The following is a 25,353-nucleotide window of genomic DNA, read 5'->3' as shown; positions in this document are numbered from 1 at the left end:
GGACCGGGCATTTTACTCCGCAATCCGGAGACTGCCTAGCGAATATCCAGCCGGCCACGGCCGGAGCGCCGCCGACGGGCTTCCGGTCGCCATCGGCTTTCTCCTTGATTTGGCGCACTAATTCTCCACACCCTTGACTGTTTCCCGGCGCCCCTTGCGGTATCATGTGGTCATTCGGTCCGGCTGCTCTTTCCCCTTGCCCGGGCTCACCCCTTGCAGGAATCAAGTTATGGAACAGTGTGATATCGCCATTGTCGGGGCCGGCATGGTCGGCGCCGCCACCGCCTGTCTGCTGGCGGCGCAGGGTCTGTCGGTGCGGGTCATCGAGACCCGGCTGCCGGAGCAATACGCCCCCGAGCAGCCGCTGGATCTGCGGGTCTCCGCCATCAGTCAGGCTTCGGTGGCGCTGTTGGAGCAGGCCGGCGCCTGGCAGCATCTGCAGCAGATGCGGCTGTGCCCCTATCGCCGGCTGGAAACCTGGGAGCTGGACGGCTTCGCCACCCGCTTCAATGCCGCCGACCTCGGTCTGCCCCAGCTTGGCTACATCATCGAGAACCGGCTGGTGCAGCTGGCGTTGCTCAGACGCATGGAAGATTTCCCCAACATCCAGACCCACACCCCGGCGGCGGTGACGAGCCTGCGCCAGAGTGCGGACGAGGCGGTGCTGACCCTGGATGATGGCAGCGAGCTGGCAGCCCGCTGGGTGCTGGCGTGCGACGGCGCCGAATCCCACACCCGCAAGCTGGCTGGCATCGGGGTGTCGCGCTTTGAGTACCGCCAGCACTGCATGTTGATCAACATCGACACCGACTTCGAACAGGAAGACATCACCTGGCAGCAGTTTACCCCGAGCGGCCCGCGCGCCTTCCTGCCGCTGCCGGGCCGGCACGGCTCCCTGGTGTGGTATGACAGCCCGGCCCGCATCCGGGCGCTGGCCGCCATGAGCAACGAGGGGCTGGCCGCCGAGGTGCGCCGCCACTTCCCGAGCCGGCTCGGCGGGTTTGCTGTGACGGCCAAGGGGAGCTTCCCGCTGGTGCGCCGCCACGCCAACGACTACCACGCCGGTCGGGTGGTGCTGCTGGGCGATGCTGCCCACACCATCAACCCGCTGGCGGGGCAGGGGGTCAACCTCGGCTTCAAGGACGTGGCCTGCTGGAGCGATCTGCTGCAGGGGGCTGGCGCCGACTGGCATCAGCTGGCGCTGGCCGGGCGCTATGAGCGGCGCCGCCGCCCCGACAACCTGTTGATGCAGTCGGGGATGGATCTCTTCTACGGGGTGTTCAGCAACGAGATAGGCCCGCTCAAGCTGGCTCGCAACCTGGCCCTCAATCTGGCGGACAAGGCGGGCCCGCTCAAGGAGATGGCGCTACGCTATGCGCTGGGGCTGGTTTAAGGCGCGCGGCGCCATCATGAGGGAGCAGACAGCATGAACAAGGCATTGCTGGTGATCGATTTCATCAACGACATCGCCCACCCGGACGGGCGCATCGCCGCCTCGGCGGCCCATGTGCTGGAACAGGACGCCATCGCGCACGCCAATCAGGCGCTGGCCCATGCCCGCGCCCACGGCTGGCTGGTGGTGCTGATCAAGGTGGGTTTTGACCCGCACTATCTGCTGCAGCCCAAGGGCTCGCCCATGTTTGGCCGGGCTCACCAGTTCGGGGCGCTGTCGCTTGGCGATGGCGGCACCGACTTTCACGCCGACCTCGACGTGCAGCCCGGCGATCTGGTGCTGACCAAGCCCAGGGTCAGCCCCTTCTACGGCACCGCGCTGGAGCCGGCGCTGCGGGCCAATCGTATCGAGCACCTCTATCTGTGCGGGGTGAGCACCAGCTGGGCCATTCAGGCGGCGGCGCGGGAGGGGCATGATCGGGATTACGCCATCACCATTCTGGAGGATGCCTGCGCGGCGGCGGATGCCAATGAGCACCATGCCTCGCTGCGGATGCTTGGCCGCATCGCCGAGGTCTGCAAGGTGGCCCAGCTGGCCTGATCCCGTCCGCAGGCGGAGCTTGCTCACTGTTTTGACATTTTGTCTGCGGCCCCCTGTCGGGCCGCAGCCATTTTGGGCAACATGAAGCGAGCATCGATGGCCACAAGGATGAGGGCATGCGTTATCAGGGACGGATCGTGCGCTGGAACGAGGCGCGCGGCTTTGGTTTTATCGCCCCCGAGCAGGGGGATGGCGAGCCAAAAGGAGCCGAGCTGTTCGTGCATATCTCGGCGCTGCAGTCAGATGGCTCGCTGCCCAAGATTGGCGAGCGGGTCTCCTATCTGCTTGGCAGCGGCCAGGATGGCAAACCCAGGGCCGAGCAGGTGTTCTTTGTGGATCGGCCGCTGTCGCTGGCAGGCGCCCAACCAGCGCCTTCTGTGGGCAGACAGGCTGTGACCGGGGAGCGGCCGACGCCAGCCAGGGCACGCCCGCGCCCCGTCTATCGGCGCCGCAGCAACTGGCGCGGCAAGCTGATCCCGCTGCTGGTGCTGGCCGGGATCTTCTCCATTTACTCCCGCTTCTCGGCCGAGTCGGTCTCGCCTTCGCCAAGCTCTTCTTTCAGTCAGCAGGCAGCGGACAGCACAGACAGCCCGCAGGCGACGCCCACCTTCGTCCGTCAGTGCGACGGTCGTCAGTACTGCTCCCAGATGACCTCCTGCGAGGAGGCGACCTGGTTTTTGCAAAACTGCCCCAATACCAAGATGGACGGCAGAGGAAGAGGGAACGGGATTCCTTGTGAAAGCCAGTGGTGCGGCCACTAGCGGGGATGGTGCAAGTGGTTGATCATCTATCTTTATCTTGCAGGCCGGGAGCGGACCATGGCCGCCGATGCCCCTTCGTCATGGACGGCATGCTGGCATTACGCTGGTGGTTGCGGCAGGTGCGGTACGTCGTTGTTGGGTGAGGAGCAGGGTCATGGCGGACTATTTTCAGGGATCACTGTTTCACTTCTCCGATCGGGCGCAATACCTGTCTGCACTGCTCAATTCGCTGGAGGAGCAGATCTCGGTGATCGATCGGGATGGCGTCATCCACTACACCAACCTCGCCTGGAATAGTTTCGCCGAACAGAACGGCATGCCGGAGGGGTACGACTGGCTTGGCGTCAACTATCTGAGGGTGTGCGACAACTCGGTGGAGCCGCTGGCCCAGATGGCGGCCGAGGGGATCCGGCGGGTACTGCGCCACGAGCAGCAGCACTTTCATCTGGAGTACCCCTGTCACAGCCCGGATACCCAGCGTTGGTTCATGATGCGGGTCTCCGCCATCCCCGGCATCGAGGTGGAGTTCTACACCATCAGCCACATCAACGTCACCGAGCGCAAGCTGCAGGAGATGGACATGGCCTACCTCTCCCTGCACGACCCGCTGACCGGGCTGGCGAACCGGCGGCTGTTCAACAGCTTTCTGCACAACGAGTGGCGGCGCAGCATGCGCGAACAGACCCCCATCTCCTTCATCATGCTGGATCTGGACAACTTCAAGCTGTGCAATGACCACTTCGGCCATCAGGTCGGGGACGGTTTCTTGCAGCAGGTGGGTCAGCTGCTGAACACCTTCTGCCAGCGGGCCACCGATCTGCCGTGCCGTTTCGGCGGCGACGAATTTGCCCTGATCCTCGGCAATACCGGGGACGAGGCCGCCTCCCGCATGGGGGAGGCCATTCGCGTCGGCATCGGCGAGCTGCTGATCCCGGGGGCGGATGGGCTTCGACTCAGCGCCAGCGTCGGCATCGCCACCTTGTTGCCGCAGCAGGCCCGCGTCTCGGAAGAGGATCTGCTGACCGCCGCTGACATGGCGCTCTATCTGGCCAAGCAGGGGGGCAAGAATCGCTGCCACTGCGTCAGCTGCAGCGCGCTGCCGGCCGCCTGATACTCGATTGCCTCGCCCTCCGTGGCGATACCTCGCCTGCCCCCTGATATCGACTCCCTGAACCGGCCGCATCAGCGACCCGGCAGGGCTGGCTGCGGCGCCGGGTGGGCATCGATGACCAGCTGCACGAAGCGATCGCGGATGGGATCGGCAAATTCCGGGTTCCACACCAGGCTTATCTCCCACTCGGAGCAGGGGCCGGACAAGGGGTAGAGGGTGACGTCCGGGCCGGCGATGAAGCTGACGCTGCGCGGCAGGATGGCGTTGCCGATGCCGGCGGCCACCAGTGCCACCAGGGTCTGAATATCCTCCGCCTCCTGGATCATGCCGGTCAGCCGGTTGGCGCCGAGAAAGCCTGCGATCTGCTGGCTGAGGCCGGGGCAGCGGTGACCGACCATCTGCAGCAAGGGCTGGCTGGCCAGCGCCTGCTCCACATCGAAGGCGGCCGGATCCGGCCGGGTCATCAGGGTCGGCACCGCCAGCACCAGCCGATCGGTCAGCAGTCTGTGCTCCTGCAACTGCGGCGCCTGGGGCCGGCGCATGAAGCCGAGCTGCAGCTGGCCCGACAGCAGCCGCTCCTGCTGGATGGCGGAGGTCATGTCCTGCAGATGCACCATCACCTCGGGCACCTGCTGCTTGAAGCTGGCCACCAGTGCCGGTGCCAGCGCGAAGCTCGACAGGCCGAAACCAATCTTGAGGCGCCCGGCGATGCCGCTGGCCAACGCCATGGCATGGCGTTCAAAGCCCTTGCCGTGTTCGACCAGGGCGCTCGCCTGGGTGAGCAGCTGGGCGCCGATGGCGGTCAGCTCGGCGCCGTGGCGACCCCGGTTGAACAGGGTGCTGCCGAGGGTCTGCTCCAGCCCCTGGATCTGCTTGGTGAGCGCCGGCTGGGTGATGAACAGCCGGTTGGCGGCCTCCCGGTAGTTGGCTGTGTCGGCCAGGGTGACGAATGCCTGCAGTTGCTTCAGATCGAATTTCATTCCATATGGTTATCTAAAGTGGCCATTTTGTGATTATAAATTATCTAACCGCCTTGTTCTAATGGTCTGGTAGCGGGTCCCATTGGCCCCATCCGATCAGTCACAAGGAGTCATCTCATGCCTGCCGAACGCTATCTGTTTTTGATCAAGGGAACCCTGGTGCTGGCCCAGCCGCTGGCTGCGCCGGAAACGGGAGAGCTGCTTACCAGCCTGTTGCAGCAGGGCTTTGCGGTCGGCCCCTTGCAAGTCTGGGCGAGCAATGCCGAACAGGCGCTGGCCTGTTATGAACAGGCGGCCCAGCGGCGGGCCTTCGGCGACATTCTGGCGGGGAGTGAACCCGGTCTGGCAGGGGTCGGCGCATGAGCCGGCTTGTGCTGCGGGCCAGCGCCCTGCTGCTGGACATGGATGGCACCCTGGTGCACTCCACCGGCGAAGTGGAGACGGTATGGCGGCTCTGGTGCCGCCGCCATCGGCTGGCGCCCGAGCCGGTGCTGGCCATGTGCCACGGGGTGCGCTCGCGGGAGGTGCTCCGAGCCCTGGCCCCGCAACTGGACATGGCGCAGGAGGTGGCCCTGCTCGATGAGCTGGAGATCAACCACACCGGCCAGGCGGAGGCCATCGCCGGTGCCCGGGCTCTGCTGGCGGGTTTGCCGAGCGAGCGTTGGGCGCTGGTGACCTCCGCCAGCCAGCGGGTGGCCCGTCATCGATTGCGCAGCGCCGCTCTGCCGTTGCCCGCCCTGCTGGTGGGGGCCGAGGATGTGGTGCATGGCAAGCCGGATCCCGAGCCCTATCTGCTGGCGGCCGAGCGTCTGGGGCTGGCGGCGGCCGATTGCCTGGTGTTCGAGGATGCGCCGGCCGGCATCACCAGTGCCCTGCGGGCGGGTTGCCGTGTGGTGCAGGTGGGAGGCAGGCAGCGGCTGGATCCGAACATCAGTGCCCTGATCCAGGACTGGCGCCAGGTGAGTGTGGTGGAGGAGGCGGCGTGTCTGCAGCTGACGCTGCTGGCCTGACAACAAAAAGCCCCCGTCGAGCGGGGGCTTGGGTGGTGGGCGACGCGCTTATTTGAACACGCGAAAACGCGCGGCGTCGTCCATGAAGGTCTTGTCACCGGCCGGTTGCTTGATGCTGCCAAAGGGCATCTGGGCGCGCAGCAGCCAGCTGGCGGGCAGGTTCCACTCCTTGTGTACCGCCTGGTCGATGAGCGGGTTGTAGTGCTGCAGGGACGCGCCGATCTTCTCCTGGGCCAGGGTGGTCCAGACCGCAAACTGGGCGATGCCGGTGGCATGTTCCGACCAGATGGGGAAGTTGTCGGCGTAGAGGGCGAATTTTTGCTGCAGATCCTTGATGACGTCGGTGTCCTCGAAGAAGAGCACGGTGCCGAAACCTGCGCGGAAGCTGCCATCCACCTTGGCTTCGCTCTGGGGATAGGCTTCCGGCGGCACTATCTTCTTCAGCTCCGCCTTGACGATGTCCCACAGCTTGTGGTGCTGGGCGCCAAACAGGATGACGGCGCGGGAGCTCTGGGAGTTGAACGAGGAGGGGCTGTGCTTGATGGCATCCTGGATGAGAGTGGTCAGCTGCTCCGGCGTATGGGAAACCTGGTCACCCAGGGCATAGATGGTACGACGTACTTTGATCTGTTCGATAAACGGACTGCTCATAACATCTCCTTTGTTTGACAGGGAATCGTCTTCGGTGGTCCTCGGCAAGGCCATCCGGCTCCGATTGTTCAAGCTATAGACTATAACACCCCCTTCCTGGTTAGCCGTCAACGCACAGTGGTCACTGTTTTTACTTTTTGTTGATATACATATCCACGGCATGGATGAGCGGTATCACGTTTATATGTTTTTTGTCAGTTAGCCGGAGGGCGGCTGATTTTAATCAATGAATGATTTTGTTTGGCCGCCATAGAATCCTCGCATTACAGAATTTTTTGCGGGGTGTTGATGATCCAATGGTTGATTAGTCGGCGTTACTACCTGTTGACCTCGTTGACCCTGCTGCTGGGCACCCTGGTGCTGGTGGTGACCCTGGCCTTGGCGACGGCCAGCTATCTGCGCAGCATCGACAAGACGGTGGCCGGCTACGGCCACATGCTCTCCTCCCTCGATGCGGCCCTGATCCACGAGCTGGTGCTGGCCAACCAGCGTCAGCTGGCGGTGCTGGAAGCGTCGCTGGACAAGGCCGCCATCGCCCGCGGCGAGCCGGCCGACAACCCGCTCTGGGCCATTGCCCACCAGATCAAGCGCGACAGCCACTACATCTACTTCTACCACCCGCAAACGGACCGTATCAGCAGCTACCCGGCCTGGCAGCAGCCTGCCGAGTATCGTGCCGCCAGCCGGCCCTGGTATCGGGCACTGTCGATGCCGGGGGATGAGCTCATCTGGTTGGGTCCCTATCAGGAGTACGGCTCGGACAAGCAGATCCTGACCCTGATCAAGCGGGTAAAGGGGCTGGATGGTCAGCTGCTTGGCCTGCTGATGGTCGACATGTCGTTCAACGCCATCCAGCAGGCACTGCAGCGGGCCATGGGGCGCAATCAGGCGGCCATCTACATCAGCTCGCGGGGGGGAGATGAACTGGTGGTGGGCTGCAACATGGCGCTCTATCAGCCGCCGGCGACCACGACGGGTGTGGTGGGCAGCGCTCTGGAGGTGATCTGGCATGGCCGCCATCTGCGCCGGGAGCTGGAGGGGATCGACTGGGATCTCAACATCTATCTGCCGCCAGAGCTGTTTCACGACGGCCTCGAGGAGGCCCTGCTGATGGTGGTGTTGCCGCTTCTCTCGCTGTTTGCCATCTGGTTTTGCAGCATCAACTTTCTGGTGCGGGTGTTCAATCAGGAGCAGGCGCTGGTGGCCGGCTCGCTGACCGGCATAGTGCGGGATCCGACCCAGACACCCTGCCAGCTGAAGACCTGGTTCGTGCACAGCAGCCTGAGCGAGATAGATCAGGTACGGGCCAGCTTTCTGCAGGGGCAGGATGCCCTGCTGCATGACCCCCTCACCGGTATCATGAACCGGCGGGCCTTCACCCAGCGTCGCAGCGAACTGGAGGAGAGCGCCACTCCTCACTGGCTGCTGCTGTTCGATGTCGACAACTTCAAGCGCATCAATGACAACTGGGGGCACACGGTGGGGGACTGCGTGCTCTGCCGGGTGGCCGAGCTGCTGGTGGCGGAGCTGGGCAGTGGCTGCGTCTACCGGATCGGGGGAGACGAGTTCGCCGCCCTGCTGCCCTGGCCGCGCAGCGAGCTGGAGTCCGTGCTGACCCGGCTGCTGGCGCGGGTGCGTAATCAGCAGTGGCGAGAGTTTCGCGAGGCGGTGACCCTGAGCGTGGGCGGCGCTCACAGCCCGGATGACGGTGTGCTGTTGTTCGAGCGGGCCGACGAGTGTCTCTATCGGAGCAAGCGGCTGGGGCGCGATGGCTGGTCTTTGACGGAGCGGACCCGGCAGGAGCAGGGTGCTGACAGATCCTGTCATATGGATAACGGCTAAGCGACCGCTGCCGCTCGGTGGGCCCCGGCACCGTTCGCTGCCCAATTTCCATGCGATCTCATTTACGTATTTAGATTCAATATCTTATGAGCCAATTGATCGATATCACAGGCGGCGCGGGAGGCGGTGTCGCTCTCCTGCGACAGTGGCGCCCTTTGGCGGGAATCGTATAGTTCGGGGAAATTAATCAGGTTTGACAGGAGTACCCCATGGAGATGAACAAGCGTGGCATGAGCGCCCTGGCCCTGCTGGGCTCACTGCTGCTGGTCAGCGGCGCAGCGCAGGCCTCGGAGACACTCAATACCATCCTCGGTGGCGGTGCGGGTGGCGTGGCCGGCACCATGATCGGCAAGGAGCTGGGCGGTGATACCGGCGCCCTGGTGGGGGCGGCACTGGGCGGTGCGGCCGGTGGCGCCGCCACTGCCAACAAGGGCAACAAGAATGAAGCGGCGCTCGGTGGCGCCGTCGGGGCCCTTGGTGGCGCGGCCATCGGCAAGAGCGTGGGTGGCAGCACGGGTCAGCTGATCGGGGCCGGTGTGGGCGGGGCCAGTGGCTCCGCCATCGGTGCCAAGACTGGCGATGGCCACAAGAGCAACAACGACCGTTACTACGTCGATGAGCACAGGCACCACAAGAAACACAAAAAGCACAAGAAACACAGATGGCACGACGATGATTGATCGCAGCCAGCAATGAGAGAGGGGCCGACAGGCCCCTCTCTTTTGTTTGGCTTGGCTTGCCGCTCACACCAGCCGGTGTTGGCGGCGCCCCTCGGCGAAGGCGTTGATGTTGTCGATCAGCTGATCGGCGAGGCGCTGCATCGACTCCTCGCTGGCCCAGGCCACGTGGGGGGTGAGGATAAAGTGGGGGTACTGCAGTGCCTGCATCAGCGGATGGTCGGGAGGCGGCGGCTCGACGCTCGCCACGTCGAAACCGGCGCCGCCGAGGCGGCCGTTGGCCAGTGCCCGCAGCAGGGCCTCCTCGTCCACCAGACCGCCGCGGCCGACGTTGATCAGCAGGGCGCCCGGCTTCATCAGCTCGAGCTCCCGCTCGCCAATCAGGTTGCGGGTATAGGGGGTGAGCGGACAGTGCAGGCTGATGACGTCGGCGCTTTGCAGCAGCTCGTCCAGCGGCAGCCGATCCTCGTCGTGGCTGGCGCCGACCTGGCTCTGGGCGTAGCGCACCTCCATGCCGATCCCCCTGGCCCGCTCGCCGAGGGCCTGACCGAGTGTCCCCTTGCCGATGATGCCGAGCCGCTTGCCGTGCAGATCCGTGATGTGGTGATCGAAGAAGCAGAACTGGCCGCTCTGCTGCCAGCGTCCCTCCAGCAGCGACTGGCGCCAGCAGAAGAGGTTGCGCGCCAGGGCCAGCATCAGCGCCATGGCGTGTTCCGGCACCGAGGGGCCCGAGTAGTTGCGGATGTTGCAGACACCGACATTGGCGGCGCGGCACGCCTCCAGATCCACGTTGTCGCTGCCGGTGGCGGCCAGCGCGATGAGTTTCAGGTCCGGCAGCCGGGCCAGCTCGGCGGCACCGATGCGTACCTTGTTAATGATGGCGATGCTGGCGTCTTTGAGCCGCTCCACCACCTGCTCGGGGGCTGTGCTCGGGTAGCTCTGCCAGTGATGGGGAAAGTCGGGGTGGCGCAGGGTGATGCCGGTATCCAGGGTATCGCTGTCGAGAAACACAATTTGCTGCATGGAGCCTCCTGCCGTTGAGGCGTTCATGATGCCAAACATCGGCGACCGAGGGCCAGTTTGCTGCGCCTCAACGGCTTGGCAATCGCGCCGGATGTGAGGCAGGTGGCATTTTTCGGGTCAGAGCCAGCCGAGGTGGGTGAGCCAGCCCTGGATCCGGGTCGGCGTTTCATCCAGTTCCAGCAGGGCGTAGGGGCGGTAGTTGAGCTTGTGGCTGCGGCGGCTTTCGCTTCTGCGCGCCTCGGCGGCCAGCAGCGGCCAGTGTCCGCCATCCTCCTGATAGAGGTCGAGGGTCGGCATGGTGGCCTGGGCGATCTCCTTGGCGAAGATCTGGTTGCTCTGCTGGTCGGGGAAGAAACCGTCGAGCAGCACCAGCGCGTCGGGGGCGGGCAACTGTTCGCTGGCGATGAGGTTGGTGGCCCAGGCGGCGCCGGTGCCTTGCGCCAGTATCAGCTTGAAGCCCCCCTCCTGCAGCTTGGCATCCCCCAGCTTGCTGATGCGGGTGGCAAACTGCTTGCGAAAGTCGTCGATGGCCTGCTGCTTTTTCTCGGCGGCGGGGTCCAGTTCGGTCTGCTGGGGCGAGGGGAGCAGCAGCAGGGTATCGAAGCCGAGTCGACCGAGGGCCCGGGTCAGCTGCCACAGCTGGCCGCTGCGCTGCCAGTCGGGCAAGAGGATGGCCAGCCCCACATAGCTGTCGCTATCGTGCTTGGCGAACAGCACTGTCTGCTTGTCGATCTGGGTGCTGTTGGGCAGCCCCTGCCAGTCGTTGTTCTGCCAGTAATCGAGCGGCGTCAGCGGTGTGCCCTCGCTGGCCTGCAAGGGGTTGCTTGCCAGCAGGGTCAGTAACAGCAGTGATAAGAACAATCTGGCCATAGTGCGCTCCCCCGGTTATTCGGGTTAGCGGCACCAGGCCGGTTTTCTGAAGGGGGAAGTGGCAGTGCTAGAGTCACGGCCGCTCGGTGCTGGCGAGCCTGGCCAGCTGGCGGTCGTGCAGGGGCGAGAGCAGCAGCAGAGCAGTGACGGCGCCAATCAGGGCGAAGAACATGTCGGACTGGGTATCCCAGGGGTCGCCCTGGGTGCCGAGAAACTCATCCGCCCCCTGACCGAGCGCGAGGGCGGCCCCCCACTCGATGAACTCGTAGGTGGCGCTGATGGCGAGCACCACACAGACCACCAGAAACGCCAGCATGCGCCGGCCCTGCACATAGCCTCCGCGCAGCAGGATCTCCCGGCACACCAGGGCGGGCACGAAGCCCTGAAAGAAGTGGCCAATCTTGTCATAGGGGTTGCGGCCGAGCTCGAGCCACTGCTGCAGCTCGAATCCCAGCGGGACGCGGGCGTAGGTATAGGCGCCGCCCAGCATCAGCACCATGGCGTGCAGGGTGATGCACAGATAGAGCAGGCTGGTGAGCGGAAAATGGCGGTGTGTCAGGGCAAGCAGCGGCATGGCGATGAGTACGGGGGCGACCTCCATCAGCCAGGTCGCCCGGTCATAGGGTTGCCAGCCGGAGAGGATCAGCAGTACTAGGGTCAACAGCAGCAACAGACCTTTATGCAGAGATGTCATGGGGCGCTCCGGGGGATGGCACAAACCAGCTTGCCCATTTAGCCATGTTTGCGCTTCGAATACAGCCGGGTGGCGTCGTGCACCCATAAAAAAAGCGAGCCGAAGGCTCGCTTTTTCACCATGGATTCAAGGGGTCAACTTAGTTGACGCGACGCTTGAACTCACCGGTGCGGGTATCGATTTCGATCTTGTCGCCGATCTCTACGAAGGCGGCAACGGCCAGCTCGTAGGTAGTGCCCTTCAGACGGGCCGGCTTGGTCACTTTACCGGAGGTGTCGCCACGGGCGGCCGGCTCGGTGTACTCGACTTCGCGAACGATGGTGGTCGGCAGTTCTACGGAGATGGCTTTCTCGTTGTAGAAAGTCACTTCGCAGATGTCTTCCATGCCGTCAACCATGTAGTTCAGGGCATCACCCAGGTTGTCTTTCTCGACGTCGTACTGGTTGTACTCGGTGTCCATGAAGACATACAGGGGGTCGGAGAAGTAGGAGTAGGTGCACTCTTTACGTTCCAGCTGAACAACTTCCAGCTTGTCGTCGGCCTTGAATACGGTCTCGGTGGCGCTGCCGTTCAGCAGGCCTTTCAGCTTCATCTTGACCACGGCGGAGTTACGGCCGGATTTGTTGAATTCGGCTTTCTGGACCACCATCGGCTCGGTACCGATCATGACGACGTTACCAGCGCGGATTTCCTGTGCGGTTTTCATGTAAAAATTCCTGTTCGTATACGGGCAGATAAAAACTGCCAGATTATATACGGCTTTCTAAAAATTTCACCAGCCGAGTGACGAGATCCCCATCCCTGAGCTGCTTCTGTGACCAAGGTCGCCCATGTTGCCGCCATATCGCGGCGTGTTCCGGCCATTGCGCCCACCAATCGCGACAGTTTTCCCCCTGATTGAGGGCGTGGCTGAAACCGCGCAGCCACTGGCCGGTGGCGGTGGGCAGCTTTGCCAGATAGTGGTCGAGAAAGCCGTCCAGCTTGACCATGTGAGCCTGCTCTTCCTGCGGATAGATGTGCCACAGGAAGGGGCGGGCGGCCCACTGGGCCCGCACGAAGGAGTCCTCCCCGCGCACCAGATTGAGATCGCAGCTCCACAGCAGCCGATCGTAACCGGCCTGATCGGTCATCGGCAGCAGCTTGATGGTGAGGTTGCCCGCCTGCAGCAGCGCGCCTGCCTTGGCCGTCGGAATGGCCGCTGCCAGCCCGGCGCCGGTGAGCACGTCGTTGAGGGAGCGCCCGAGCGGCAGCAGCAGGGTGACGGGCGTGGCGCTCTGGCACCAGCTCTCGACCAGGCTGGTCAGGGCGGGGCTCTCGTAGGTGAAGAGACTGACCCGCAGCTCGTGCTCTTGCTTGGGCGGCAGGCCGAGGCTGGCCCAGTAGGCGGCAAGCCCGGCTTCATCCTGTTGCCAGCGCTCACGCTCGGCGATGAGGCCGCGCTCGCACAGGAGGCCTCCGGTTCTGGCCGTGAAGCCCGGGAAGAAGAAGTATTTGTTGAGGCTCTGGTTGCCGACCCGCTGGGGCGAGGCAAGGGCATGGCAATCCTCGACCCAGGATTCGGCCGAGAGGTATTCGAGGTTGATCCAGCAAGGGGGCTTGGGCTGGCTCGCCATCTGCTCGGCCATTCGTTCAATGAAGGGGGCGGGCAGCTGGCAGGCAAAGGCCTCGATCACCACTTTGGCCGGGAGGGTGTCGGCCGGCAGGGTGTCGTGCCAGTGCTGGATATGGATGCCATCGACCCACTGGCTATCCTGCGCGGGGTCGAGCCCCGGACAGATACGGGCGAAGCTTGCCAGATCGTCCACCCAGAGCCGCACCTGGACCTCATCGCCGTGGGTCGGGAGAGCACCTTCCTGTTTCAGCTGGCGGGCCAGTCGCCAGGTGACGCCGATGTCGCCGAAGTTGTCCACTACGCAGCAGAAGATATCCCAGTCAAATTGGGGGAGGGGGCTGGTCATGTCAGGGCATCCAGATACAAAAAAACCGGTGCGCAGGGTAGCACACCGGTTGACTGGCTTCTAACCGTCAGCGCGTGACGGCGGCTGCGGCAGGTTACTCCTTGCCGTAGACGTTGTTCTCTTGCTCACGCACCCGGATAAAGGTGGTGTGTGCTTTGTGCAGTTCTTTTAGCAGGCGGTAAAAGCAGATGGACCGGGTTTACTCCTTGCCGTAGACGTTGTTCTCTTGCTCGCGCACCCGGATAAAGGTGGTGCGCTTGGTGAGTTCTTTCAGCTGGCTGGCACCGACGTAGGTGCAGGTGGAGCGCACCCCGCCCAGAATGTCACGCACCGTGTTTTCGACCGGGCCGCGATAGGGCAACAGCACGGTTTTGCCCTCGGAGGCGCGGTACTCGGCGACGCCGCCAGCGTGCTTGTCCATGGCACTTGAGGAGCTCATGCCGTAGAACTTCATGAAGGGTTCGCCATCCACGTCGACGATTTCGCCGCCGCACTCCTCGTGGGCCGCAAGCATGCCGCCCAGCATCACGAAGTCGGCGCCGCCGCCAAACGCCTTGGCCACATCCCCCGGGCAGGTGCAGCCGCCGTCACCGACGATCTGACCGCCCAGACCATGGGCCGCATCGGCACACTCGATGATGGCGGAGAGCTGCGGGTAGCCGACCCCGGTCTTGACCCGGGTGGTGCAGACCGAGCCCGGGCCTATGCCCACTTTGACGATGTCGGCGCCGGAGAGGATCAGCTCCTCCACCATCTCGCCGGTGACCACGTTGCCCGCCAGGATGACGTGGTTCGGGCAGGCCTCGCGGATCTTGCGCAGAAACTCGACGAAGTGCTGGGAGTAGCCGTTGGCCACGTCGACGCAGATGAAGCGCAGGGCGCTGGACATGGCCAGGATCTGGCGGGTCTTGGTGAAGTCATCCTCAGAGGTGCCGGTAGAGACCATCACGTGACCCAGCAGCGCCGGGTCGGTCTCATTGACGAAGGCTTGCCACTGCGCAAGGCTGTAGTGCTTGTGAACTGCGGTCATCATCTCGAAGCTGGCCAGGGTACGCGCCATGGCGAAGCTGCCGACGGTATCCATGTTGGCGGCGATGACGGGCACCCCTTGCCATTGGGTCTGGGTGTGCTTGAAGGTGAACTGACGGGTCAGGCTGACTTGGGAACGGCTCTTGAGAGTAGAGCGCTTGGGGCGGAACAGGACATCCTTGAAACCGAGCTTCAAGTCTTCTTCGATACGCATTACGAATTCCTTATTGAGCCTTGTTTGATAGGTCACTTTGCAGTGGCAACTTTTCGGCAGGCGCAAAAAAACCGGTGGTTTTCAGGCCCTCCGGTTTACAACAGTGTAGGCAAAAATCCCGTCGGAACAAGACTGATAATTCACGAAGCCTTGTGGTAGCCTTTGGCGTCACAACCTGAGCGCAGCCTTGGGTTTCATCCAGCCCCGCTCATGTCTCCCCGTTCGTCTACTTGAAAGATCCTGATTGAATCCTGTTTGGCAAGCTGCTGCGTGATCCTGACGTTACGCGCCATGGCCGCGCTGGTGGCGGCGAGGCGGCCACGTTCACCAGTTGACAGCCGCCTTTTCCATCCCCACTCTGGGCTGCTCGGGCCAGCGTCGGCCCTGCCCTGACAAGGAGTGAAGATGTTCGGATTGCGAATGATGCCGCTGCTGTTGCTGGTCAGTCTCGCCCTGCCGGGAGCGGCGCGGGCTGCTGCCGATCCCGCCGTCTACGGCTGGATTGAGAAGGGGCTCATCATGCCGAGCGGGGTGGCGGTGAAGATGAAGCTCGATACCGGGGCGCTCACCTCCTCGCTCGATGCGCGGGATCTGCGCCACTTCAAGCGTGACGGCAAGTCCTGGGTGCGCTTTACCCTGCAGGTGACCGATGCCAACACCGACCGGCAGGTGAGCCAGACCCTGGAGCGACCGGTGGAGCACATGGTGACGGTGCGTGGCGCCGGCGGCATGGAGCAGCGCCCCACGGTCACCATGTCCATCTGCCTGGGCGACAAGGTGTATGAGGAGTGGTTCACCCTGCGCGATCGCAGCAAGATGATCTATCCGGTGCTGCTGGGGCGCCGCCTGCTGGCGGATCTCGGCGCAGTGGATTCGAGCCGCACCTTCACGGTGCAGCCGAGCTGTCGCTGAGGGAAGCGAACGATATAAAAAAACGGGGGCCAGGCCCCCGTTTTTTATGGTGATGATCAGGCAGGGCGGGAGGGGGCGGGCAGCAGCACGCTCACCTCCAGTCCCCCTTCCGGCCGGTTGTGGATGTCGAGATCGGCTCCGTGCAACTGGGCAATGCGCGAGACGATGGCCATGCCGAGGCCGACCCCGTCCCCCTGCTGGGGATTGACCCGAAAGAAGCGCTCGCACAGGCGCGACAGGGCGGCGGTGGGGATGCCGGGGCCGTTGTCGCGAATGTCGACCCTGACCCTGTGCCCCTCCTGGCGCGCCTCGACCGCGATCTCGCCCTGCGCCTGGGTGTAGCGCAGCGCGTTGTCGATGAGGTTACTGAACATCAGCTCCAGCAGGGTGGCCTGCCCCATTACCGTCAGCTGTTCGGTGCCTTCCAGCGACAGCTGCTGATCCTTTTTCAGGGCGATGGGGGCCAGGGTGGCCAGGGTGCCCTGCAGCAGCTGGTTCAGGTTGAGCTCGGTCAGCTCCAGCCCCTGCTGGTTATCGATGCGGGCCTGGGTCAGCAGCTGGCGCAGCAGCCGATCGCTGCGATCGAGCGCCAGCAGCATCTTTTGCAGGGAGTGCTGACGGCTCTCGGCATCCTCGGCGGCCAGCGCGTTCTCGCTGTGGATGCGCAGCACCGCCAGCGGGGTACGCAGTTCGTGGGCCGCCTCGTTGGTGAACTGCTTCTCCCGCTCTATGGTGTCGGCCAGCGCGTGCATCAAGCGGTTGATCTCGTTGGTGAGCGGGGTCAGCTCCTGGGCCCGGATCTTCAGGGTGAGCGGGCTCAGGTTGGCCGGGTGGCGTTCACCGATGGCCTGGGCCAGCAGCCGCAACGGCGCCAGCCCGCGGGAGATGAGCCACCACAGCAGGCCGAGCAGGAAGGGCAGGGTGATGAGCAGCGGCAGCATGGCCAGGGTGGCCATCTTGCTGGCCAGCTCGCTGCGCTCGTCATCCCGCTCCGCCACGATGAGCCAGGTGTGCTCGTCCTGGTTGTAGAGGGTGAAAGTGCGCCACTCGTGGTTGTCCTTGGTGACGTTGTTGAAGCCGGGGGCCAGGGCGCCGAGGGGTTGGCTGGGGGCGCTGGGGGAGCGCAGCAGTATGTGGCCCTGCTCGCTCAGCAGCTGGAAGTAGAGGTTGCGCTCGAATTCGTGGCCGAAGGGGGTGAGCTCCCTGTCCTCCCCCCGCAGGTTGAAGCTGGTGTCCTTCTGCCACTGATCCGGGTTGTGCTGCTCCCAGTCCTGATAGACGGTGCCGTTGGCGGGCAGTTCGCCATTTTGCTCCAGATAGCGGCTGAGCAGCTGGTTGGTGATGCGGGAGGACTGGGCGAGACGGGCATCGAACAGCTCCTCCATCTCGTGGTTGGCCTCCAGATAACCGATGAGGGCGCTGATGGCCAGGCTGGCGCTGACCAGCGCCAGGATGCCGGAGAGCAGGAAGCGGCGGATGGAGCGGGGACGCGTCATGCCCGGTGGTCCCGGCGCTGGGCCTGTTCAAGCTGGGGAATGATATAGCCGACCCCGCGGATATTGCGGATGAGGTCGTTGTAGAACTTCTTGCGCAGGTGGTGAATGTGCACCTCCACCGCGTTGCTCTCGGCCCCCTCGTCCCAGCCGTAGAGGCTCTGCTGCAGCTGATCCTTGCTCAGCACCCGGCCGCTCTGGGTGATGAGCTCCTGCAGCAGCTTGTATTCGTGGGGGGTGAGCTTGACCGGCTCGCCGCGATAGGTGACCTGCTGGGACTCGGGATAGAGCTGCAGCTCGCCGTATTCCAGTACCGCCTGGGCCTGGCCCTTGCTGCGCCGCACCAGGGCGCGCAGGCGGGCGTTGAGCTCCTGCAGGGCGAACGGCTTGACCATGTAGTCGTCGGAGCCCGCATCCAGCCCCAGCACCCGGTCGTCCAGGGCGTCGCGGGCGGTGAGGATCAGCACCGGCAGCGTCTGGCCTTCCCGGCGCAGTTTGCGCAGCAGGCTGATGCCGTCGATGTCCGGCAGGTTGAGATCCAGAATGAGCGCGGCAAACTCCTCGCTCTTGAGCACCGACAGGGCGGGCAGCCCCTGCTGCAGCCAGTCCACCGTGTAGCCGCTGCTGCGCAGGGCATCCACCATGCCGTCACCCAGCATCACATCATCTTCCACCAACAGGATCCGCATTGTTATTCCCCTCAAAAGACGCTGCCCACCAGTATGCAAGCTGGTGGGCAGAGTTTAAATAGCGCTCTGAGCCGACTTGGGTTTATAGCTTGTCGAGGCGATCGCGGATCTCGATGCGTCGACCCTGATCCGCCAGCTCGCGGCCCGGCCGGGGCGGGGCGCTCAGCGCCTTCTCCAGATAGCCCTTGGCCTCGGCCTTGCGGCCCTGATCCAGCAGGAAGTCGCCGTAGAAGAAGTTGGGATCGATGCCGGTCGGGTTGATGGCCAGCGCCTGCTTGAGCAGCTGCTCGGCCTTCTCGTCATCGCCAAAACCCACCGGCCAGCCCGGCACCTGATAGTAGAGCGAGCCCAGGCTGGTGTAGGCGGAGCCGTCCAGTGCCTTGGGATCCTGCTTGAGGGCGATCTCCAGCTTGGCCTTGGCCTCCTTGACCAGACCGAGCGCCCCCAGCCCGCCCTTGGCACCGGCCCAGGTGCTCTTGACGATGGCCGACCAGATCAGCAGGTCGGTGCGAAAGGCCTCCTTGGCGCTGGCCTGATCGGCCTGGCTGCTCAATTGTTCGAGGCAGCTCTCCTTGGCCTTGCCGGTTTGCTGATACTGACAGACGGCCCACTGCTGCTGAATGACGGGCAGGGCGTCGGCGGCCTGGGCCATCCCCGAGCCCAGCATGAGCAGCAGGAGGGCGCCGTGGGTGAAACGGGGGCGGAAAGTGGCGTGCTTCATCTTAACGTTCCTTCTCTGTCATGACGGAAGTGGTGTGTCCCGCATTGCTGGCTGCGGGCGCCGCGTGGCGGGCATAGCGCTCTATGATGGGTTTTTGCTTGGCCAGCGCCCGGTCGACCAGGCCGGGCAGCAGGCCGTTGAGCCGCACGAACAGCTTCTCCGGCCAGCCGAGCCAGCTGCGGCGGGTTTCGTTGCACAGGGCGATGACGGCCTCCTCGGCCACGTCCTGCGGGCTGTCGGTGTGGGTGCCGAGCTCGGCATTCATCTCGTAGGCCGCCTCCGAGTTGAGGCGGGTACGGGTAGCGCGGGGAGCAAAGTGCAGCACCTGGATGCCGGTGCCCTCCAGCTCGCGGCCGAGCGCCTCGCTGAAGCCGCGCAGGGCGAACTTGCTGGCGCAATAGACGCTGTAGCCGGCGTAGCCGATGGCGCCGAAGCTGGAGCCGACGTTCATGATCACCGCCGGCTTGCGCAGGCGGGGCAGCAGCATGCGGGTGAGCTGGATCGGCGCCTCGACGTTGAGCAGCAGCTGGCGCTCCACCTGCTCGCTGCTCTGATCCTCCAGCCAGGCAAACTGGTTGCAGCCGGCGTTGTTGATCAGCACGTCCAGCCCCTCGTCCAGCGCCGGGTGCTGCAGCAGTTTGGCCCGCTCCTGGGGCGAGCCCAGATCGGCGATCACCGTCTGGTGACGCTCCGGGTGCGGCAGCTCCTTGCGAAGCCGCTCCAGTGCACTGGCCCTGCGTCCGTGCAGCAACAGGCGCGCCCCCTGGGCTGCCAGCTCCTGGGCCAGCGCTTCGCCGATCCCGCCGCTGGCGCCCGTGAGCAGCACGAGTTTTCCTTCAAGCTTCATGATGTCTGGTTTTCCGTCAGTTGATAGAGCATGTCGGCGTAGAGGCGGTAGACCACCTTGGCCGAGTGAATGATGGCTGCCTGATCGGCCGGGGCTTCCACCCGGTTCATCAGGGACTCGAAGAACTTGAGGTGCTCCTGATCCAGCGCGCCGTGGGAGCTCAGGTAGCTCATGGCCTGGGGCGGCAGGCCGAGACCCGCCTTGAGCTGATCGGCCACGGTCAGGGCGATGGCGACGCTGGTACCTTCCAGCACCTGGACCATGCCGAAGAAGCCCATGGGGTTGCCGCGCTGTACCTGGTCGTAGAGAAAGGCCACCATCAGCTCGATGGGCAGCTCGGGCTGGCCGTGGCGCACCGCCTCGGCATCGCCGCCACAGGCGCGGATGTCGCTCAGGATCCACTCCTGATGGCCGTACTCCTCGTCGATGTACTCGGCGATGGCGCCGCGCACCCACTCATACTCCTGACCCAGCTTGCCGCCGGTGGCCATCAAGAGCGGCACCGTGTGGCGCACGTGATAGAAAGCCTGGGAGAGGAAGCGCAGGTAGATGTCGCGGGAGATCTCCCCCTTGCGGCACGCCTCTATGATGGGGGCGTTGAACAGATGCTCCCGGGCCGGGGCGGTGGCTTGTTGCAGCACTTGATAGAAGCTCATGAGGTCTCTCCTGTAAGGCATTGGCTGATCTGCCGGGAAAAGTGGTGATAAATCCGTTCGCGACAGGGGCGACCGTTGGCGGTCAGCAGCTCCGGATGCTGATCCAGCGCCACCGGCAGCCAGTGATGGATGCGGGCATAGTCGGGCAGGCGGTGATTGAGCTGCTCGATCTGCTGGGCCAGCTGGGCGTCGGCGCCGGGCAGTGGCTGGATCAGGGCGACGTTGGCCGGCTGGCCGTCGCCGAAGATCACGATGCGGGCGATGGCCGGACAGAGCTGGGCTTCCGCCTCGATCCACTCGGGGGAGAAGTTGCGGCCAAAGGCGGTGATCTGAACGTTCTTCTTGCGCCCGGTGATGTGCAGATAGCCCTCATCATCCAGATGGCCCAGATCGCCGGTTGCGACCCGTGCTGGCGTCGGTTCGTCGCTGCCCAGATAGCCGAGCATGGCGGCCCCTTCCACCAGGATCTCGCCGTCGGCGGCGATCGATACCCGGCAGTGGGGCAGTGGCTGGCCGACGCTGCCCAGGCTGTGGCCGTCGGGGCCGTTGAGGGCCACGACGGAGCCGCATTCCGATAGGCCGTATCCCTCGTAGACCGGCAGCCCCAGCTTGCGGGCCCGGCTGATGAGCTCGGGCGAGACCTTGCCGCCGCCCACCGCGACGAAGCGCAGGCCGGCCAGTTGCTCGGCCAGCGCCGGGTTGGCGCTGCACAGGGCCAGCAGCAGGCGCAGCAGCTCGGGCACCAGCACCAGACTGTGGGTGGGCCAGCGCAGCAGGGCCTGGGCCAGGGTGGCCGGGTCCAGCTTGCTGGAGCCGGCAAAGCCGAGCTCCGCCAGCGAAGGGATGCGGCTGCAGGCGCCGGTGAGCAGCGGCACGTAGAGGCCGGTCAGGTTTTCCAGCAGGGTGGTGAGCGGCAGCAGGGTCAGGTGCTTCTCGACGTTGGCCGGGGCGACCCGTTCGGCCAGCGAGGCGCAGACCGCCATCATCTGGGCCAGCGACAGGCAGACGCCTTTGGGCTGACCCGTGGTGCCGGAGGTATAGGTGATCTTGGCGGTGCCGGCCGGCAGAGGCGGCAACCGGGCAGGAGTGCGGCGCCATAACGGCAGCTCGCCGACCGCCAGTTGCAACGGATCGCTGGCCTGCCAACCAGGATGGTAGGGACCGATCAGGGCGTCGGCGCCGCTGCTCTCCAGCAGCCACTCCTGCTGCTCCAGGCTGAAGAAGTGGGGGATCGGGATCACCACGATGCCGGCCATGGTGCAGGCGAGATCGATTAGCGCCCAGGGCAGGCCGTTGTCGAGCTGCAGCGCCAGCCGGCTGATCCCGGCCATCTGCAGGCGGTCGGCCAGCGGCGGCAGCTGCTGCCACAGCGCCTCGTAGCTGAGGCTGTGCTGGCTGCTGGCAAGAGCCGGGCTGTGGGGCGTCTGGCGGGCGAAGTAGGCGATTTGGTCAAACAGCATCATAAGGCGCTCCGGTGCGGGCAGTTGAACAGGGACGGCATGGGCGCCAGCAGGGAGAGCAGCAGGCTGCCCTGGGCCAGCGCCTGCCGTCCGAGGCCGAGATCGCCGACCATCACCTTGGGCTGGCAGTGGTAATAGGCGCCCCAGGCGCTGGCGTCGTCCCCCACCTTGTCGGCCTGGGCGGGGGCCAGCTCGACCGGGGTGAGGTGGAGGCGGTGAAAGCTGTTGCGTAGCTTGGCGGTGCCGGTGAACACCACGTAGTCGAGGTCGTTGTCGCACAGCAGGCGGCAGAGCGCCGCAAACATCAGGCGGGCGTTGCCGGGCTCGCTGCAGGCGAGGTTGCCCACCTCGACGATGCGATCACGCCGGGCGGGGGTGCCGAGCCGGGTTTCGATGGCGGCCTCGATGGGCTGCTCCAGATACTGCTCCAGATAGAGGCGCTCGCTGCCGGCCAGCTTGAGACCGCAGGCGCCGACCAGCAGGCCGTCAGCCCGGTAGAGGCCGAGCAGGCAGGGCAGAAAATGGGGAATACGGGCGTTGAACTCCTGGCTGTAGGCGGCCTGGATGTAGCCCTGCAGTGCCATGACCTGTTGCGGGGTATCGGCCAGCGTCAGCCGATAGGGGGCTTGAATGTCGGTGGTCATGGATGGCTCCTTCTTGTCGATTGTCATCAGACTAAAGGGGCAAACTTAAGAAACCCTTAAGAGGTAAAAAATCTGTTTCACACAGAGGCAACTGGTTGAAAAGAGAGGTAAAGCTGCGATCCGAACACGGGGCAGCCGGACAAAAACCTTGTCAGCCGCCAGACGGGCAGGCAAGCTGCGGCCACTTCTGCCCGCCCCGCTTTCGAGAGGAGATGCCATGACCCCCTTATCCTGCCCGCTCTGCTGCGCCGCCGATGCCTATGAGCTGCCGGTGGCCGGCAAGCTGTACCATCGCTGCCGGGCCTGCGAGCTGGTCTGGCTGGATGCGGCCGAGCACCTGGATCCCGCGCGCGAGAAGGCGGTCTATGACGGCCACGACAACCAGGTTGATGACCCTCGCTATCGCCAGTTTCTACAGCGGGCCTTCGGCGAGGTGCTGAGCCGCCTGCCCCCGCCAGCCAGCGGCCTCGATTTTGGCTGCGGCCCGGGCCCGGCGCTCATCGCCATGGGGCGCGAGGCGGGCTACCAGATGGTGGGTTACGACAAGTTCTATGCCGATGAGCCCGAGCTGCTGGCGCAGCAGTATGACTTCATCACCAGTACCGAGGTGATTGAGCACATCGCCACCCCGCGCGCCGTGCTGGACGGGCTGTGGGGTTGCCTCAAGCCCGGCGGCCTGCTGGTGCTGCAGACCCAGCGGGTGCTGGGGGATGAGCGCTTCCGGCAGTGGCGCTACCGCCACGATCCGACCCACATCGTCTTCTTCGCCGAAGCCTCCTTTCGCGCCCTGGCAGCCCGCTGGCAGGCGCAGGTCGAGTTTCCCCACGCGGATGTGGCGGTCATCACCAAACCCTGAACGAGGCATTTTCATTTGGCGGCGGCTTGGGCATGCTGATGGCCTGATTGGCGTGGCCCGCTTGCCTGTTTCCCCTGCATTGAGCCCCAGGCGCCGCCAGCCGCCCGTCCCCCGATACCAAGGAGTGGTTCTTCATGTCGATTCCCCATCTTTCACTGCAGGATGCCCGTCATCTGCAACTGGCGGCCCAGGGCCTGCTGACGCCGCGGCGTGGCAAGGCGCGAGCGGCCGACCTGCTGGCCACCATTCGCCGCATGGCGCTGCTGCAGATAGACACCATCTCGGTGGTGGCCCGCAGCCCCTATCTGGTGCTGTTCAGCCGGCTGGGACAGTACGATCCGCGCTGGCTGGAGCAGATGCTGGCCGATGGCGAGATCTTCGAATACTGGGCGCACGAGGCCTGCTTCGTGCCGCGGGAGGATTACCGCCTGCTGCGCCACCGCATGCTGGATCCCGCCGCCATGGGCTGGAAGTTTTCGGCCAACTGGCTCACCACCCATCAGCAGGAGATTGGCGAGATCATCGAGCGCATTCGCCAGCACGGCCCGGTGCGGGCGGCGGATTTTGAACGCAAGGAGGGGAAGGGCAACGGCTGGTGGGACTGGAAGCCGGAGAAGCGCCACCTGGAGGTGCTGTTTACTGCAGGCCAGCTGATGGTGCGCGAGCGGCGCAATTTTCAGCGGGTTTACGATCTGGCCGAGCGGGTGATGCCCGAGTGGCGCGACGAGCGGGATCTGCCGAGCCAGGAACAGGCGCAAAGGGACATGGTGCGGGCCAGCTGCCGGGCGCTGGGACTGGTCAAGACCGGCTGGGTGGCCGACTACTATCGGCTGCGGCGCGGCAAATATGACGCCCTGCTCCACCAGCTGGCGGACGAGGGAGAGTTGCTGCCGGTGCGGGTGGAGGGGTGGCAGCATGGCGCCTTCGTGCACGCCTCGCTGGCAGACGAGCTGGCCCAGGCCCAGTCCGGCACCCTCAAGGCCAGCCACACCACGGTGCTGTCGCCGTTTGACCCGCTCGTTTGGGATCGCAAACGGGCCAGCGAGCTGTTCCAGTTCGACTATCGCATCGAGTGCTACACCCCGGCGCCCAAGCGCCAGTACGGCTACTTCGTGCTGCCGCTGCTGCATCGCGGCAAGCTGGTGGGCAGGATGGATGCCAAGGCCCATCGCCAGCAGGGGATCTTCGAGATAAAGAGCCTCTATCTGGAGGCGGGGGCCAGGGTGACCCGGACCCTGGCGCAGGATCTGGCCAAAGCGCTGCAGCGGCTGGCCGACTGGCACCAGACCCCGACCTTGCGCTACGGCGCCATCCCCGCCCCCCTGCTGGCCCTGTGGCAGGAGAGGGCACCCTGACGGGGAGCGTTACCCCCACCTGAACTAAGCTGCAAGGGAAGCGAAGGAGGGAGACGATGACGCGATCCATGTTGTTGCTGCTGGGATGGGGCTTGGCCGGGCTGGTGGAGGCGGCCCAGCCCGAGGTGCAGATCTGTCTGGGGGAGGGCAACGAGTGGGCTCCCTTCACCTACTGGGAGCGCAAGGATGGTGTGCCCGACACCCGCCGTCTCACCGGCTCCGCCACGACCCAGGTGCTCGAGGCCCTGAAAAAGCTCGGGTTGCCCTACAAAATCCGTTATCTGCCCTGGGCGCGGGTGCAGCAGGAGCTGGCCGATTATCGCCAGAACCGCTTGTGCGAGCTGACCTGGGATGCCAGCTACAAGCCGGAGCGGGCGGAATATGCCTTCTACAGCGTGCCGCTCTACTACACCCACCTCGGATTTTTCTACCTCAAGCGGCGCTTTCCCGAGGCGCCCGATCTGCAGACGGTCAATCGCTCGCGGGTGTGCGGGGTGATCGGCTACAACTATGCCCCTTACGGACTGGCGCTGGAGCCGCGCCGGGTCAAGCAGCTGCAGCAGGCGCTCGACATGCTGGGGCGCGATCGCTGCGACTTCCTGCCCAGCGAGATTGAGCCGCTGATGAGCGGCATCGGCCTTGGCATCTACCAGAGCGAGAGCGGCCTGCTCAACCTGGCCCTGCCCAGCCGCAAGGGCTTCTATCTGCTGGTGAGCAAGGGGTCGCCACGGGCCTATGAGCTGGTGACCCGCCTCAATCAGGTGTTCATCGAGTTTCAGGACAGCGGTTACAGCGACGAGGTGATGCGCCGCTTTTTGCCGCCGACAGAGTGACGACCATCAACAACCGGGCCTGGCGCCCGGTTTTTTTATGGCGGTGATGGGGGGGGGCTGGCGGCTTTTGGGCA

27 protein-coding genes are annotated in these 25,353 nt (G+C 64.7%); 12 read left to right on the top strand and 15 right to left on the bottom strand.

Annotated elements, in window-relative coordinates:
- Positions 1–229: 229 nt before the first annotated feature.
- The 4 genes from QLG02_RS02705 to QLG02_RS02690 all read left to right on the top strand — a co-directional run bounded on the left by QLG02_RS02705 (position 230) and on the right by QLG02_RS02690 (position 3,865).
- A complete protein-coding gene (locus QLG02_RS02705) occupies positions 230–1,393 on the top strand; it encodes an FAD-dependent oxidoreductase (protein WP_282464448.1) in 1,164 nt (387 codons plus the stop codon).
- Positions 1,394–1,426: 33 nt separating this feature from the next.
- Positions 1,427–1,993 carry an isochorismatase family cysteine hydrolase gene (locus QLG02_RS02700; RefSeq protein WP_201885538.1) on the top strand — a complete coding sequence of 189 codons (567 nt, stop codon included), beginning with the start codon at positions 1,427–1,429 and terminating at the stop codon, positions 1,991–1,993.
- 116 nt (positions 1,994–2,109) lie between these two features.
- On the top strand, positions 2,110–2,754 hold the full coding sequence (locus tag QLG02_RS02695; RefSeq protein ID WP_282464447.1) for a cold shock domain-containing protein: 645 nt from the start codon (positions 2,110–2,112) through the stop codon (positions 2,752–2,754).
- A 154-nt stretch (positions 2,755–2,908) separates the two neighbouring features.
- Entirely contained in the window at positions 2,909–3,865 is a 957-nt protein-coding gene (locus QLG02_RS02690) for a diguanylate cyclase (RefSeq protein ID WP_282464446.1), read from the top strand.
- A gap of 71 nt (positions 3,866–3,936) precedes the next feature.
- Here the strand turns inward: QLG02_RS02690 and QLG02_RS02685 are convergent, their stop codons facing one another.
- On the bottom strand, positions 3,937–4,845 hold the full coding sequence (locus tag QLG02_RS02685) for a LysR family transcriptional regulator (RefSeq protein ID WP_060389957.1): 909 nt from the start codon (positions 4,843–4,845) through the stop codon (positions 3,937–3,939).
- 117 nt (positions 4,846–4,962) lie between these two features.
- Between QLG02_RS02685 and QLG02_RS02680 the strand changes: the two genes are divergently transcribed.
- Together QLG02_RS02680 and QLG02_RS02675 are read left to right on the top strand one after the other, a co-directional pair.
- A complete protein-coding gene (locus QLG02_RS02680; protein WP_011707010.1) occupies positions 4,963–5,208 on the top strand; it encodes a hypothetical protein in 246 nt (81 codons plus the stop codon).
- Positions 5,205–5,855 carry an HAD-IA family hydrolase gene (locus tag QLG02_RS02675; RefSeq protein WP_282464445.1) on the top strand — a complete coding sequence of 217 codons (651 nt, stop codon included), beginning with the start codon at positions 5,205–5,207 and terminating at the stop codon, positions 5,853–5,855. Before QLG02_RS02680 ends, QLG02_RS02675 begins: the two co-directional genes overlap by 4 nt.
- 48 nt (positions 5,856–5,903) lie before the next feature.
- On the opposite strand, the gene QLG02_RS02670 is transcribed toward QLG02_RS02675, so the two are convergent.
- On the bottom strand, positions 5,904–6,506 hold the full coding sequence (locus tag QLG02_RS02670; RefSeq protein ID WP_016351664.1) for a nitroreductase family protein: 603 nt from the start codon (positions 6,504–6,506) through the stop codon (positions 5,904–5,906).
- A gap of 288 nt (positions 6,507–6,794) precedes the next feature.
- Here QLG02_RS02670 and QLG02_RS02665 point away from each other — a divergent pair, with 288 nt between their 5' ends.
- The gene (locus QLG02_RS02665) at positions 6,795–8,348 is read left to right on the top strand and encodes a GGDEF domain-containing protein (RefSeq protein WP_282464444.1); all 1,554 of its coding nucleotides are present in this window, start codon (positions 6,795–6,797) and stop codon (positions 8,346–8,348) included.
- Between the two features lie 209 nt (positions 8,349–8,557).
- Complete coding sequence (locus tag QLG02_RS02660) at positions 8,558–9,028, top strand: YMGG-like glycine zipper-containing protein (RefSeq protein WP_282464443.1); 471 nt, start codon at positions 8,558–8,560, stop codon at positions 9,026–9,028.
- A gap of 63 nt (positions 9,029–9,091) precedes the next feature.
- On the opposite strand, the gene QLG02_RS02655 is transcribed toward QLG02_RS02660, so the two are convergent.
- The 6 genes from QLG02_RS02655 to QLG02_RS02630 form a co-directional block, all read right to left on the bottom strand.
- Positions 9,092–10,048, bottom strand: coding sequence for a D-2-hydroxyacid dehydrogenase (locus QLG02_RS02655; protein WP_011707005.1), 957 nt, complete (start codon positions 10,046–10,048; stop codon positions 9,092–9,094).
- Between the two features lie 117 nt (positions 10,049–10,165).
- Entirely contained in the window at positions 10,166–10,918 is a 753-nt protein-coding gene (locus QLG02_RS02650; protein ID WP_282464442.1) for a DUF3530 family protein, read from the bottom strand.
- 73 nt (positions 10,919–10,991) lie between these two features.
- A complete protein-coding gene (locus QLG02_RS02645; RefSeq protein WP_282464441.1) occupies positions 10,992–11,612 on the bottom strand; it encodes a DUF2238 domain-containing protein in 621 nt (206 codons plus the stop codon).
- Positions 11,613–11,751: 139 nt separating this feature from the next.
- Positions 11,752–12,318 carry an elongation factor P gene (gene efp / locus QLG02_RS02640; RefSeq protein ID WP_011707002.1) on the bottom strand — a complete coding sequence of 189 codons (567 nt, stop codon included), beginning with the start codon at positions 12,316–12,318 and terminating at the stop codon, positions 11,752–11,754.
- Between the two features lie 43 nt (positions 12,319–12,361).
- Positions 12,362–13,570, bottom strand: coding sequence for an elongation factor P maturation arginine rhamnosyltransferase EarP (gene earP, locus QLG02_RS02635; protein ID WP_282464440.1), 1,209 nt, complete (start codon positions 13,568–13,570; stop codon positions 12,362–12,364).
- A 199-nt stretch (positions 13,571–13,769) separates the two neighbouring features.
- Positions 13,770–14,813: a GMP reductase gene (locus QLG02_RS02630; protein ID WP_106553157.1), complete on the bottom strand. Its 1,044-nt coding sequence runs from the start codon at positions 14,811–14,813 to the stop codon at positions 13,770–13,772.
- A gap of 405 nt (positions 14,814–15,218) precedes the next feature.
- On the opposite strand from QLG02_RS02630, the gene QLG02_RS02625 reads away from it, so the two are divergent.
- Positions 15,219–15,725 (top strand): ATP-dependent zinc protease, encoded by a 507-nt coding sequence (locus QLG02_RS02625; RefSeq protein ID WP_106553156.1) that lies wholly within the window; start codon positions 15,219–15,221, stop codon positions 15,723–15,725.
- Positions 15,726–15,781: 56 nt separating this feature from the next.
- Here QLG02_RS02625 and QLG02_RS02620 read toward each other — a convergent pair whose 3' ends face one another.
- From QLG02_RS02620 to QLG02_RS02590, 7 genes are all read right to left on the bottom strand, one after another.
- Positions 15,782–17,221, bottom strand: coding sequence for an ATP-binding protein (locus QLG02_RS02620; RefSeq protein ID WP_041217535.1), 1,440 nt, complete (start codon positions 17,219–17,221; stop codon positions 15,782–15,784).
- Entirely contained in the window at positions 17,218–17,907 is a 690-nt protein-coding gene (locus QLG02_RS02615) for a response regulator (RefSeq protein ID WP_282464439.1), read from the bottom strand. The genes QLG02_RS02620 and QLG02_RS02615 overlap by 4 nt, the downstream gene beginning before the upstream one ends.
- An 82-nt stretch (positions 17,908–17,989) precedes the next feature.
- Positions 17,990–18,628: a tetratricopeptide repeat protein gene (locus QLG02_RS02610; protein WP_103826950.1), complete on the bottom strand. Its 639-nt coding sequence runs from the start codon at positions 18,626–18,628 to the stop codon at positions 17,990–17,992.
- A gap of 1 nt (position 18,629) precedes the next feature.
- Entirely contained in the window at positions 18,630–19,475 is an 846-nt protein-coding gene (locus tag QLG02_RS02605; RefSeq protein WP_282464438.1) for an SDR family oxidoreductase, read from the bottom strand.
- Positions 19,472–20,131: an iron-containing redox enzyme family protein gene (locus QLG02_RS02600; protein WP_017409224.1), complete on the bottom strand. Its 660-nt coding sequence runs from the start codon at positions 20,129–20,131 to the stop codon at positions 19,472–19,474. The genes QLG02_RS02605 and QLG02_RS02600 overlap by 4 nt, the downstream gene beginning before the upstream one ends.
- Entirely contained in the window at positions 20,128–21,594 is a 1,467-nt protein-coding gene (locus QLG02_RS02595; RefSeq protein WP_282464437.1) for an AMP-dependent synthetase/ligase, read from the bottom strand. The genes QLG02_RS02600 and QLG02_RS02595 overlap by 4 nt, the downstream gene beginning before the upstream one ends.
- The gene (locus QLG02_RS02590) at positions 21,591–22,235 is read right to left on the bottom strand and encodes a thermostable hemolysin (protein WP_282464436.1); all 645 of its coding nucleotides are present in this window, start codon (positions 22,233–22,235) and stop codon (positions 21,591–21,593) included. Before QLG02_RS02590 ends, QLG02_RS02595 begins: the two co-directional genes overlap by 4 nt.
- A gap of 217 nt (positions 22,236–22,452) precedes the next feature.
- Between QLG02_RS02590 and QLG02_RS02585 the strand changes: the two genes are divergently transcribed.
- The 3 genes from QLG02_RS02585 (at position 22,453) to QLG02_RS02575 (ending at position 25,279) form a co-directional block, all read left to right on the top strand.
- A complete protein-coding gene (locus QLG02_RS02585) occupies positions 22,453–23,091 on the top strand; it encodes a class I SAM-dependent methyltransferase (protein ID WP_039215598.1) in 639 nt (212 codons plus the stop codon).
- A 134-nt stretch (positions 23,092–23,225) separates the two neighbouring features.
- A complete protein-coding gene (locus tag QLG02_RS02580; RefSeq protein ID WP_282464435.1) occupies positions 23,226–24,446 on the top strand; it encodes a winged helix-turn-helix domain-containing protein in 1,221 nt (406 codons plus the stop codon).
- Between the two features lie 56 nt (positions 24,447–24,502).
- Entirely contained in the window at positions 24,503–25,279 is a 777-nt protein-coding gene (locus QLG02_RS02575) for a hypothetical protein (RefSeq protein WP_017409219.1), read from the top strand.
- The last annotated feature ends 74 nt before the right edge of the window (positions 25,280–25,353 follow it).

This window comes from Aeromonas sp. V90_14 (assembly GCF_029967615.1).
In the GTDB taxonomy this organism is placed as follows: domain Bacteria; phylum Pseudomonadota; class Gammaproteobacteria; order Enterobacterales; family Aeromonadaceae; genus Aeromonas; species Aeromonas hydrophila.
The sequence above is the reverse complement of the archived record's forward strand: the minus strand, read 5'-3'. Positions and strand labels throughout refer to the sequence as shown.